Genomic DNA, 12861 nt, shown 5'->3' on the forward strand with positions numbered 1-12861 from the left:
GCGAATTTGACATTCGTGAGCACCGAAGCGCAGGACTGACAACGAATGCGAGGGTTTGTCTACACGCTGAAGCTCCCGTAATGGGAGCTTTTCATTTTTTATGCCTTCGTCGCTTCTAAAAACTCTTCAGCATCTGCCACAGCCAGTGAAATGGCCTCTTCCCAAAATGCTTTTTGAGTCAGGTCGACACCTAGGTGCTTATATGCCAAATCTTCTACAGTCATTGACGCTGTATCTTTTAATAGCGCAATATATTTCTCTTCAAATGATGCCCCAGCCTGCAATGCTTTTGCATAAATACCTAACGAGAACATGTACCCGAAGGTGTAAGGGAAGTTATAAAACGGGACACCTGTAATATGGAAATGCAGTTTAGACGCCCAAAAATGCGGATGATATTCATCTAAAGATTCGCCAAAGGCTTCCTTCTGTGCTTCTACCATCAACTCATTCAAGCGGTCAGCTGGCACTTCTCCTTGTTTGCGCTCTTCATAAAAGCGTTGTTCAAATAAGAAGCGTGATTGAATATTCATAAAGAATGCCACACTGCGCTGCAGCTTATCCTCTAACAAACTGAGACGCTCTTCTTCATTGGCCGCCTCTTTTAATGAAGCATCTGCCACAATCATTTCAGCGAATGTCGACGCAGTTTCAGCTACATTCATCGCATATTTACGATTCAACATCCGAACATCCTGCATGACTTCCTGATGGAACGAATGACCAAGCTCATGTGCTAGTGTCGCTACATTGGAAGGAGTCCCTGAGAAGGTCATAAAAATACGTGATTCTCCGCTATCAGGGAAATTCGTACAGAAACCGCCCACTCGTTTGTTTGGGCGATTCTCAGCTTCTACCCAGCGTTCATTAAAAGCTTTTTCAGTAAAAGCAGCAAGCTCTTTTCCAAACCCTGCGAAATGCTTGATAATAAAAGCGGCTGCGTCTTGATAAGAATAGGTCTTTGTCTCACTTCCAATAGGCGCCCCCACATCAAACCAGCTCAGTTTATCAACCCCAAGCATGTCAGCTTTACGTTGTAAATATTCAATGAATGGCTGTTTATGTTCATCAATGACAGACCACATTGTATCGAGCGTCTCTTGTTTCATCCGGCAAATATCAAGAGGCTCTTTTAATATATGATCCCATCCTCTGGCTTCATATACTTGTAGACGAAAACCAGCGAGATGATTGAGTGTGCTTGCAAACAAATGTTCATCCTGTGTCCATGCATGTTCTAAATTATGATACACGGCTTTTCTCACTTCACGGTCTGAATCATCCATCGCATTTTCTGCTTGGCCTACAGAGATCATTTGTGTTTCACCATTTTGCTCAAATGGAATGGTAATTTTGTTCACCAAGCTAGAATAAAGTTCATCCCACGCATGATACCCATCTACTGCTAGTTTTTGAATGAGTGTTTCCTGTTCAACAGGCAGTTGATCTTTCACATGTTCTCTTCGTTCATTTAATATGTAACGAACAGCTGAGAAAGCGGCTGAATCCATTAATTCTTCCCACTGGCTAATAGGAATCTCAGCAAGTGATTGATCAAACCCTGCTAGAATGGTTCCTAATTCAGCTTCCAGCTTGGCAATAGACCCTCGGAGGCTGCCCGCCTTCATATCCTTTGTATTTTGAGATTGTAGACAGGATACAAATGAACCTGCTTGTGCTAATTTTTTATATGTGATTTCATACGTTTCAAGGACAGCTGTTAACTTTTTTTCAATTTGTGTATCTTCTTTTGAAAAGGCATCTACCTTTTGTCGTAACTCATCTAATAGCTGCTGTATATGCTCTAAGTATGTGATAAATTCTGATGAAGAACTGCCTCCTTTAAAAAAGGCATCTAAATCCCACGTCTCTTGTAATGGTTTTAATCCCAAATTATTTCCCCCTTTAATTGCTAATTTCATCATACAAAGGATATAGAGTCAGTATGGCATATGTATTCCTTTATATTCATTATATTTTCTCACAATTAAAAAAACCCGGCAAGAAGCCGAGTTTTTATGATAATTTTGAACGTAAATACGCATCGATAAAGGAATCTAAATCTCCATCCATCACCGCTTGAACATTTCCCATCTCCGTGTTGGTACGATGGTCTTTCACAAGGGAATATGGGTGGAAGACATACGAGCGAATTTGGCTTCCCCAGCCAATTTCTTTCTGTTCTCCTCTGATTTCATCCAATTCCGCCTGTTGTTCTTCGATCCGTTTTTGATAAAGCTTAGATTTCAGCATTTTCATTGCACGTTCTCTGTTTTTGATTTGGGATCTTTCCGTTTGGCACGTCACGACGACATTTGTTGGGATGTGTGTGATACGAACCGCAGAGTCCGTCGTATTGACGTGCTGACCCCCTGCACCACTTGCACGATACGTATCCACCTTAATATCCTCTGTACGAATATCGATATCAATTTCTTCATTAAATTCTGGCATGACATCACAGGAAACGAAAGATGTATGTCTACGGCCAGATGAATCAAATGGAGAAATACGGACTAAACGATGGACACCTTTTTCTGCTTTTAAGTAACCGTAAGCGTTATGTCCTTTAATCAGTAATGTCACAGACTTAATTCCTGCTTCATCACCAGGAAGGTAATCAAGTGTTTCGACCTTAAAGCCTCTGCGCTCTGCCCAGCGGGTATACATTCTGAGGAGCATCGATCCCCAGTCCTGTGATTCCGTTCCACCTGCACCCGGGTGAAGCTCAAGAATGGCATTGTTTTTGTCATACGGTTCACTTAAAAGAAGCTGCAATTCAAACTCGTTAAATTGTTTTGTTAAGTTCTTCAGTTCTTTTTCAAGCTCTGCATGAAGATCCTCATCGTAGTCTTCTTTTAATAAATCATGCGTCATTTGCAGCTCATCATGAGATTCACTGAGCTCATGATATGTATTCACATAATCCTTCAGTGCATTGGCTTCATTAATGACACCTTGCGCTTTTTGCTGGTCATTCCAAAAGTCAGCCTCTGACATCGTGGCCTCAAGCTCTGCAATTTTCGCTTCTTTTGTATCGAGGTCAAAGAGACCCCCTAAAATCAGCTAGCCTGCTAGCCATATTTTCAAGCTCTTGTCTAATTTCTACTAATTCCATATCCTTCACCTCATAGATGTATGGGGGCTGACATGAATAGAAAGAGGTTTTCACCTCTTTCCATTACTTATTCTGTCTTCCCATGACAATTTTTATATTTCTTGCCGCTTCCGCAGTGACATGGTGAGTTTCTTCCGATATCCACCACTTTACGCACCGGCTTTTTCTTCACTGTTTTCTCCTCATCGCCTTCTTGAGGCTGATGAGCAGTTGTTTGTCCTTGAACGACTTCTTCACGTTCTAGGTTGTTTTGGATTTCTGATTTTAGCACATATTTAGCGACGTCATCTTCAATTGAAGCGACCATATGCTCAAACATCGCAAATCCTTCCATTTGATACTCACGAAGCGGATTGGTTTGTGCATATGCACGTAAATGGATTCCTTGACGCAGCTGATCCATTGCATCAATATGATCCATCCACTTCGAATCTACTGCACGAAGAACGATGACTTTTTCAAATTCACGCATTTGTTCATCGCCAAATGTCTCTTCTTTTGCATCATATTTCTCTTTAATCCGCTCCATGATGAATTCGGTGATCTCATCTGCTTCTTTACCGAAGATATCTTTGACCGAAATGGCACCTTCATCTAAATAGTTCGTGTTGATTAATTCAACAAGACCATCTAGTTTCCATTCTTCTGGAAGTTCTTCTTTCGGCGTGTAAGATCCAACAGCCCGCTCAATAGACGATTGAATCATATTGATCACAATCGATTTCAAGTTATCAGAATCGATGACTTCAAAACGCTGTTTGTAAATGACTTCACGCTGTTGACGAAGAACATCATCATATTGCAGAAGCTGCTTACGGGAATCAAAGTTATTCCCCTCAACACGTTTTTGAGAAGATTCAACAGCTTTTGAAACCATTTTACTTTGAATTGGAGTAGAGTCATCCATACCGAAGCGATCAAGCATCGCCATTGTCCGCTCTGCACCAAATCGGCGCATCAATTCATCTTCCATTGAGAGATAGAATTGAGTAATCCCTGGGTCTCCTTGACGACCAGAACGACCACGGAGCTGGTTATCAATACGGCGTGATTCATGACGCTCTGTCCCAATAACAGCAAGACCGCCTAGTTCTTTCACACCTTCGCCAAGCTTGATGTCTGTTCCACGTCCCGCCATGTTTGTCGCAATTGTGACGGCACCTTTTTGTCCAGCTTCCTCAATAATTTGTGCTTCTCGCTCATGGTTTTTCGCGTTTAACACTTGATGAGGGATGCCTTTATTTTTAAGCAGTTTTGAAATTAATTCAGATGTCTCAACCGCAACAGTTCCGACAAGGACCGGCTGTCCTGTCATATAACGCTGTGCGACGTCTTCAGCTACTGCTTTAAATTTGCCATCCATTGTGCGGTAAATTAAATCAGGTCTGTCATCACGCACAACCGGTTTATTGGTTGGGATTGTGACAACCTGCATATTGTAAATGTTACGGAATTCCTCTTCTTCCGTTTTCGCTGTACCTGTCATACCAGATAGCTTTTCATACATACGGAAGTAGTTCTGGAACGTAATGGTTGCAAGTGTCATGCTTTCATTCTGCACTTCAAGACCTTCTTTTGCTTCAATGGCTTGGTGCAGACCTTCACTATAGCGGCGTCCTTTCATTAAACGTCCTGTGAAGGAGTCAACGATAACGACTTGTCCATCTTCCACAACATAATCAACGTCTTTTTGCATCGCAACATGTGCCTTAAGAGCCTGCGCGATATGATGGTTAAGAGCGACATGTTTGACATCAAACAAGTTCTCGATGCCGAATGCTTTTTCCGCCTTCGTCATTCCGCTTTCAGTCAGCTGTACACTTTTTGTTTTAATATCATAAGTGAAATCGTCTTCTATTTTTAACGTACGAACAAAGGCATTTGCTTGTACGTAAAGTTTCGTCGACTTTGCAGCTTGTCCAGAAATAATAAGAGGTGTTCTCGCTTCATCAATTAAGATGGAGTCAACTTCATCGATGACGGCATAATGAAGTGGTCTTTGAACCATTTGCTCTTTGTACAGCACCATGTTATCTCGTAAATAATCAAAGCCAAGCTCATTGTTTGTTGAATATGTGATATCAGCAGCGTACGCTTCTCTTTTTTCATCTTTGTCTAAACTGTTTAAGTTCAAGCCAACTGTTAATCCTAGAAATTCAAAAATCTTGCCCATTTCCTGTGCATCACGGCTTGCCAAATATTCGTTGACTGTTACAATGTGGACGCCTTTCCCAGAAAGAGCATTCAAATAAACAGGCATCGTTGATGTCAACGTTTTACCTTCACCTGTTTTCATCTCAGAGATATTCCCTTCATGTAGGGCAATCCCCCCCATGAGCTGCACCTTAAATGGGAACATTCCTGTCACGCGGCGGGAAGCCTCACGAACCGTTGCAAATGCTTCAACCAAAAGGTCGTCTACAGATTGTCCTTTTTCAAGTTTTTCTTTAAATTCGATCGTTTTATTTCGTAAAGCCTCGTCAGATAATTTCTCGAAATCTTGAGCGAGAGCTTCGATTTCATTTGCCTTTTTTTCATATCGGCTGATCGTACGTTTCGTAGGATCAAACACTTTGTTTAAGATTCCAAGCATATAATAACGCTCCTCTATTTCATGCAATTTTTCGGCATGTTCAAAAGTTTGACAGGTCCATATTTACCTGCATTTATCATACCATACCTTCCTTGATTTCCAAAGAATTTGCAATGATTTAGCACAAAAAACCCGCCCCTAATGAAGGGAACGGGTTTACTTTTTTTAGGTCATTTTCGGATCAAAAGGAACGAATGATTAAGCGTTCGGCTCAATGAGTCCATATTTGCCGTCATTTCGGCGGTATACCACATTGGTCAAATTTGTCTCAGCATTTGTGAAGACAAAGAAACTGTGACCTAACATGTTCATTTGGAGAATGGCCTCTTCGCTATCCATTGGTTTTAAATTGAAGCGTTTTTGTCTGACGATTTCTGTTTCATCAATCTCTTCGTCATCTTGAACTGCTACTTCGGACGCACCGTTTCCTCCAGCAAATAAATGCTTTTTCGCACCTTGCTCACGGAATTTACGGTTCACTTTCGTTTTATGTTTTCTAATTTGACGTTCTAATTTACTGGTTGCTAGGTCTACTGCATTGTACATATCCTCATTATGCACCTCTGCTCGAAGTGCTAGATCAGTCATTGGAATGGTAACCTCAACTTTAGATTCTTGATCGTTGTAAAATTTCAAGTTCACGTTGACTGAAGCATCAACATCTGACTCAAAATAACGCTCCAACTTTCCAATTTTTTTCTCGACATGATCTCTTAGTGCAGGTGTTACTTCGATGTTTTCTCCTCGGACATTGTAATTCATGTAAAGAACGCCTCCTTTAAAATTAAGGATATGTAAACTTATTTCTACTTTTCCCTCCTTTTCTCCTGCTCAAACGTAAAAAAAATGTGAATTTTTATTGAAATTTGTCGAATCCTGCGGTGCTTCAGCTTTTACTTGATAGGTGATGAATATATATTCGATTGATTCTTGAAAAAGACCATGGCGCTGTTAAATCTTGAAAGATGAAATAGATGTTTTCAGTGATTGAGACAAAGATTTTAAATCTTCCGCAGCTGCTTTCATTTCCTCATTCGCCGCTAGTGATTCTTCAACAGCCGCCGACATGTACTCTGTTTCCTCAGAATTTCGCTTGGCTCCTTCTTCTATCACACCAATTGTTTGAGAAATTTCTTCTGTACTAGCTGAGATTTGCTCCGTCGTGGCTGAAAGCTCCTCTGCTTTCATCGAGATATCACGAATGGCTGCCAGAATTTCTTGAAAGCTCTGTTCAGACAATTGCGATACTTTCACACCTTCTGCTACATCTCGTTCCACTTTCGTCATAGATTGAGACGATCTTTCAGTATCTTTGTTCACGTTGGCGAGTAACTGACTAATTTGATCAGTCAGCTGACTTGATTCTTCCGCCAGCTTTCTGACTTCATCTGCAACAACCGCAAAACCTCGTCCATGTTCCCCAGCCCTTGCTGCTTCAATGGCTGCGTTTAAAGCAAGTAAATTTGTCTGATCTGCAATGGCATGAATATTCCCCAGCAGGTCTTGAATGCCGGTAAACTGTACTTGTACATTGGCCATTGTAGAATGATGTTCATTCACAGATTCCTTAATAGAACTCATTTGTTTCACAAATTGTTGAATGAGGGATGCGCCCTCTTCAGCCTTTTCAGTCACTGAAATTGAGTGACCCGAAACATCAGACGTATGTTCAGCCGCATTATGCATACCAGTCGAGACTTCTTGAATCGCCGAAGCTACTTTTCCTACTGCATCCGATTGTTCACGTGAAGCTTCACTGACCTGTTCAATCGAGCTAGACGTCTGTTCACTAGCCGAAATGGTTTGACTGATGGTTTCTTCAAATTGCGCAGCAGAATCAGCTAATTGCCTTGATCCATTTTGCACCTGTAGGATGAGCTGACGCAAATGAGCTGTCATTTGGTTAAAAGCCGTACCGAGCTGGCCAATTTCATTTTTAGAGGTTACTTCAATCTCTTCAAGTGTGAGGTCACCATCTGCCATTCTTCTTGCTGCATGTGTGACAGAGACAATCGGTTTTGTCATACGATGAACAAACCTTGTGCCAATGACTAAAAAGCCGACTATAATCGCTGCGCTAACGAGAATGAGTGTCAGCAATAATTGGTTACTTTCTTCATTGAGCTGACTGATTTTTTGATCCCGCTGTTTCAATTGTGTTTGGGCAAATTCTTTTGTAAAGGTATGTATTTCTTGTTCGATAGGTTGTAATTCTTGACTGAGGCGGGTGTTGAATTCTTTTTGATTTTGCATATTCAATGAATTAAATAATCGATTTGTTGAGGTGTAGTAAAGATAATTTTTTTCAGAAATTTGATCTAACAGATTTTTTGCTTGTTTAACGGTGCTCATTTTTGATGCTTCAGTTGTTTTCTTATTGATTTCTTCATATGTTTGCTCAATCTTCTGTAAATTTTCAGCATCTTGAACAACCACATACGTTTTGATTTGTGCTTCCTGTTTTTGCAGCAGTGCTTCTAATTCCAGCGAGGTCTGGTACAGCTTCACTTCTTTGGTGAGGAGTGCTTTATACGATTGATCTGTTTTGTAGTAGATAAAGCTAGAAAATCCTAAAATACTGACAAACAATATACATATGACAATAAGCCCAAATAAAAATTGATTTTTTAGTCTCATAAATTCCTCCGAATGGTCTGAATTGAACAAAAATTAATGAATGACATACGGCCTCATACAGGCATGTATTTCATCCATCCACTTTCTATATTCAGGTATAAAATATGATGTAAGGAATGACTGGAAGTGATTTGAAGGGAATGTATAGAAAGCTAGTATATCGAAACTTAAAAAAATTTGGTCAAACGATCGAATCGTCTTGGCAAAGTGCTCATTTTCAATAATTGAAAGCAGAAGCGGGTGTGTTGTCTCTAAATGAAAGAAGGCATGGATCAGATCATTAAAGATCCGATCCCCTTCTGTTTTAGCGAAATCCTTCTCAATTTCATCTAAATATTTTAGACTCTCTTCTATCGTATATAGAAGGTCATAATATGTGGTTAATAAAATATAGTCATCTGAACGATACGCCACAGGTCTCACCTATTTATTTCCGTTTATCGTAGTATACGCCGTCACTTGTCATGGGCTGATACGGATTTTGATAATTCAGCTGTTTTGTTTTCTTACGTTGAATGGCTTGAATATCTGCCTTGATCCCATTTTGAATCTCCGTTAACTGCTTGGCCATCAGTTGATCTGTTTGAATGATTTCTTTGATTTTCTCTTTTTCTTGAACGGAAAGCTCATGTTGAATGTCTCTCATTAGTTCGTCTCTCTCAACTAAAAAAGCATCAAAGTCTTCAACGAGTGTTTCGCTTTGCGGGTTGGCCTCTATTTCCGCTGCCATTTTTAACGTTTGGTCGTGCAGTTGGTCCACAATACTCATAGAGATCCCCCAATAGAGTGGTGACGCCCTTTTCGATCGGTTTGAATGACTTCCTTCCAAGCATCTCGGAAATCAGTCACATATTGCTCTACTTCATTCAGGATCTCTTCGTCATTTTGCAGATTGGCTTCAATCAGTCTTCGATAGATGTAGTCATACATACTTGCCATGCTCTTTGATACATCATACGTACGATTTAAGGTAACATTTAATTCTTGGATGATGTTTTGAGCCTTTTTCAGGTTCAAGTTTCTCATTTCAGCATCTTCTTTTTGAATGCCATGCTTTGCTAGTCTAATAAACTTTAAGCATCCTTCATAAAGCATAAGCGTTAACTCGGCCGGTGTTGCGGTCTCAATAGAATTTTTCTGATAGGCGGCATAAGGGTTCTGAATTGCCATATGTTATAAACCTCCAATTATTGTCCAAGCAGTTGAGAAAGATAGCCAGATTGGTTGTTTAGCTTTTGAATCGCACTATCCATGGCGTTAAACTTTTTGTAGTAACGAGCTTCCACTAATTTTAAACGATCTTGGAATGTATCCATTCGTTTTGTCAAAGAATCTAAATCCTTACCAAGTCCATATTCTTTTAGCTCCATTGTTGTACTACCAGCTTTTGTTTGAATACTCTTCGTGAAGGCTGATAAGGAATTTTTGACGCGATAGATGATTCCTTGTTCTTTATATTGCTGCTGTGCTTTGTCTTTGTCTTTAGAATCAACATTTAAAGAACCAGAGATAAACATTTGTCTTACCTTTTCTGGGTCTTCTTCAATGGCTTTTTTTAATTTCTCTACTCCATTAATATTAATTAATTCAAGCTTCCCGCCATCTTTATACGAGGATGAAGTAGAAATACCGATTTGTGTCATGTGAATTTTATTCCCATCACTTGTCGTAATATCAGCATAAAAATCACTTCTTATTTTAGAGGCACCAGCTCGTAAAATAGAATCACTTCTCAGTAAGCCAGACTTAGCGGTTGTTTCCCATAACTCAATTTCTTTTTCAGACATGGCTTTTTTCTCTTCAGCCGTTAATGGTTGATAGTCTCTATTTCGCTTTTCATTCACTTTACCATTGACCAGTTCAACGAGTTCGTTGTATTTATCAACAAATTGTTTAATTTTATCAAAGATGGCATCGACATCTGTTGAAACGTTCAAGCTGACAGGCTTATCTGTTGTTCCTTTCAGCTCATATGTGATACCAGCCTGCGTGAAGGTATTATTGTTATTTTCCATTTTGAGACCATTAATTTCGTATTGCGCTTTCTGCCCTTGAGTAGTCGCAACTAATTTATTATCTCCATCCACTTGGAAGCCTAATTGCGTTAAAAATGAAGCGGAATTGCCATCTGCTGCCTTAATACTGACACCTTCACCAGTCGTACGCGAAGTCAGAGCGATCGTATCTACGTAGTTGGTTCCATCAAAGATCTGGCCTTTATAAGCCGTGACACCTAGTTGAGCATTGTTCAATTTTGACACGATTGAATCAAGGGTATCTGTATCAGTTGTATTAATGGTCACTGTTTTAGGTGTTGTAGAATCTGGTGTCGTCACCTCAAACGTGAACGTACCGTTTGCAGCAGTAAATCCAGATGTGCCAGAAGATTTGAATACGGATGCTGTCGCTAGTTGGGTCACATTAATCGAGCCAGAGGTAGCATTTGTTGAGCCAGTTGCTGTGACAGCAGATTCATTGGAGCTTGTGACCTTTTTTGCGCCATAAGTGCTCGGATATGTTAAATTTAGTTTGGCAATGAGATCATCTAATTCTTTAACCTTTGAATTGACCTCGCGGTAGCTGTCTCTTTGCCATTCAAGTGTTTGTTTCTGGCGTGTCATTTTATCAAGTGGTGCTTGCTCAGTTTTCATTAGCTTTGAGACGATTTCATCAATATCAAATACATTTGAAAATCCAGTAATTCGATTAACCATGGTTTATGTTCTCCCTTCACATTCTTTTATCGACAAATAAACCGACAATCTCTGTCATTGCCGCATAGAAATCAAGCCATTCTTTGGAAGGAATCTCTCTAATGACTTCTTCGGTTTGGTTATCTACGACTTTGACATAATATTCATTGAGTTTTTCATGCAATTCAAATTGAAGATGAAATTGAGTAGGTTCAATCAGCTTATTTGCTCCTTGAAGCGTTTTCTCAATTTCTTCTTTTGAAACGACTTTTCCATTTGCTTGTAAATCAGTGTTTGCATTGTCATTTTGATGATTCGTAACACGGGTTTGAAATGCATCAATCAGTGGCTCTAGCGAAGTCAACTTACCAACAGACATAGTTATTCAGCTCCTGTGCTTTAATCTATCTTTTATATCGGCTTTGAATTATTAAATTAAATATAGATGGACCGATTTGTTAAAGTTTCATATAGATGGTGTACTTCTACGGTTTCACACGGAGAAGGATAGACAAATAGGATAAAAAAATCCTCACTTTTTTTGTGAGGATAATTGAGAAAGTAGATCGAAGGACAAGCTAGCAGCACGGCTGTTTTCTTCTTGAATAGACAGGTATACTTCCTTCCTGTGAATATCAATATGCTTAGGAGCCTCAATTCCGACTTTTACTTGATCGCCTTCAATCGCAATAATTTTGACTTCAATATCGTCGCCTATTTGAATCGATTGATTTAATTTACGAGATAGAACTAACATGAGGAAGCCACCTCTAGCAAATGTTTTGTATGATAGGCTGAATCATGCAAAATGACCTGCTTGGCTTTCATGTTTTTCCGATTCACAATAATAGGCGCTCTTAAATTGGCTGTCGTTTTTTCAATAGAAGATCCCATTGTTAAAATAACCATGACTTCCACATCATCGGCATCTTCTACCCCAAGAATGTCTACAACCGATTCTTCTAAGTCAAATTCATATTGATTGAAGAACAAAAATGGGCTGCTGACAATAAAGCCTAGTTCTGCATTTATCAAAGATTGGAGAACTAAAAATGGGGATTCTTCTGATAAAGGTAAAATGACAAATTGTTTTTGATCCAGAAATCCTGGTATCCCATTAGAGAAGTGAATGATTTGCTCCTCTTTAATCGTCACTTCGCCATGGTATTTTGTTTGAATGATCATAATTCACGACCTTTTTCATTTTTCTTAACTATACCTTATCACCATTTTGACCTGTTTCGTCAACTTCTATTTTTAATTCTGGGTATTGTAACATATCAATATGAACTTTACCTGGCTCGTAGTTAACAATTGGTTTATGAGGTGTTGCCTCTATAATAGCTTTTTGCGGCTCCACATCAATTTTAAGTTCAGATGGCTGATAGTGAATTTTCACACTAAAAAATGAAGGAATCACACCGATGTTGAATTGTTTTGCTGAAGGACCGCCATTGATTTTCGCAAACTCAGCAATCGCATTCCCACCATTCTCGATCTTGATGAGTTCACTTCCTTCTTCCGCTCTACGCCCCATTCCTTCTCCAATCGCACGTTTCCCCTCAGCCGCCCATTCCTCTGAACGCCTAAAAATCGACTTAATATCCATATCGGCAAATGCCTCGGTTTGATCTATGGTTAATTTCGACGGTGTCCTTGTGATATTCATGACAGCTCTTGGCTGCTGAATCTCAAGCTCCGCTCTTGGCTGCTCTACTTCTTGCTTGGAAGGGGTTGTCGACATTTGTAGCTTCGCATAAGTTTGCTCCATTAACAATTTAGGAATTTGCATAGGTTCACCTCCATGATGCAAAAAAGCA

The 12861-nt window shown here is 39.7% G+C and carries 13 protein-coding genes; all 13 read right to left on the reverse strand.

Annotated features, from left to right (window positions below; all coding sequences use genetic code 11):
* Positions 1-98 precede the first annotated feature (98 nt).
* The 13 genes from V7L95_RS04595 to V7L95_RS04655 all read right to left on the reverse strand — a co-directional run bounded on the left by V7L95_RS04595 (position 99) and on the right by V7L95_RS04655 (position 12833).
* Entirely contained in the window at positions 99-1892 is a 1794-nt protein-coding gene (locus tag V7L95_RS04595; protein WP_017357871.1) for a M3 family oligoendopeptidase, read from the reverse strand.
* A gap of 124 nt (positions 1893-2016) precedes the next feature.
* Positions 2017-3118, reverse strand: a protein-coding gene (gene prfB, locus V7L95_RS04600; protein WP_098680723.1) for a peptide chain release factor 2 whose coding sequence is annotated in 2 segments (ribosomal slippage) — positions 2017-3045 and positions 3047-3118 — 1101 coding nt in all. Because the reading frame shifts where the segments join, the coding sequence is not laid out codon by codon here.
* 67 nt (positions 3119-3185) lie between these two features.
* The gene (gene secA, locus V7L95_RS04605; RefSeq protein ID WP_008348240.1) at positions 3186-5711 is read right to left on the reverse strand and encodes a preprotein translocase subunit SecA; all 2526 of its coding nucleotides are present in this window, start codon (positions 5709-5711) and stop codon (positions 3186-3188) included.
* A gap of 198 nt (positions 5712-5909) precedes the next feature.
* The gene (raiA, locus tag V7L95_RS04610) at positions 5910-6473 is read right to left on the reverse strand and encodes a ribosome-associated translation inhibitor RaiA (protein ID WP_007499992.1); all 564 of its coding nucleotides are present in this window, start codon (positions 6471-6473) and stop codon (positions 5910-5912) included.
* A 189-nt stretch (positions 6474-6662) separates the two neighbouring features.
* Positions 6663-8348, reverse strand: a complete 1686-nt coding sequence (locus V7L95_RS04615) for a methyl-accepting chemotaxis protein (RefSeq protein ID WP_017357870.1) — start codon at positions 8346-8348, stop codon at positions 6663-6665.
* A 33-nt stretch (positions 8349-8381) separates the two neighbouring features.
* A complete protein-coding gene (locus V7L95_RS04620) occupies positions 8382-8762 on the reverse strand; it encodes a hypothetical protein (RefSeq protein ID WP_008348244.1) in 381 nt (126 codons plus the stop codon).
* A gap of 13 nt (positions 8763-8775) precedes the next feature.
* Positions 8776-9117 carry a flagellar protein FliT gene (locus V7L95_RS04625; RefSeq protein ID WP_008348246.1) on the reverse strand — a complete coding sequence of 114 codons (342 nt, stop codon included), beginning with the start codon at positions 9115-9117 and terminating at the stop codon, positions 8776-8778.
* On the reverse strand, positions 9114-9518 hold the full coding sequence (gene fliS / locus V7L95_RS04630) for a flagellar export chaperone FliS (protein WP_008348247.1): 405 nt from the start codon (positions 9516-9518) through the stop codon (positions 9114-9116). Before fliS ends, V7L95_RS04625 begins: the two co-directional genes overlap by 4 nt.
* A 17-nt stretch (positions 9519-9535) precedes the next feature.
* On the reverse strand, positions 9536-11062 hold the full coding sequence (locus V7L95_RS04635; protein WP_017357869.1) for a flagellar hook-associated protein 2: 1527 nt from the start codon (positions 11060-11062) through the stop codon (positions 9536-9538).
* A gap of 16 nt (positions 11063-11078) precedes the next feature.
* Positions 11079-11420 carry a flagellar protein FlaG gene (gene flaG, locus V7L95_RS04640; protein ID WP_007499987.1) on the reverse strand — a complete coding sequence of 114 codons (342 nt, stop codon included), beginning with the start codon at positions 11418-11420 and terminating at the stop codon, positions 11079-11081.
* A 153-nt stretch (positions 11421-11573) separates the two neighbouring features.
* The gene (csrA, locus tag V7L95_RS04645; protein ID WP_008348252.1) at positions 11574-11798 is read right to left on the reverse strand and encodes a carbon storage regulator CsrA; all 225 of its coding nucleotides are present in this window, start codon (positions 11796-11798) and stop codon (positions 11574-11576) included.
* Positions 11792-12226, reverse strand: coding sequence for a flagellar assembly protein FliW (fliW, locus tag V7L95_RS04650; RefSeq protein WP_017357867.1), 435 nt, complete (start codon positions 12224-12226; stop codon positions 11792-11794). Before fliW ends, csrA begins: the two co-directional genes overlap by 7 nt.
* A 28-nt stretch (positions 12227-12254) precedes the next feature.
* Positions 12255-12833, reverse strand: a complete 579-nt coding sequence (locus V7L95_RS04655; protein WP_017357866.1) for a DUF6470 family protein — start codon at positions 12831-12833, stop codon at positions 12255-12257.
* Between the last annotated feature and the right edge of the window lie 28 nt (positions 12834-12861).

This window comes from Bacillus sp. PPSBB_11 (genome assembly GCF_038023285.1).
Lineage (GTDB): Bacteria > Bacillota > Bacilli > Bacillales > Bacillaceae > Bacillus > Bacillus altitudinis.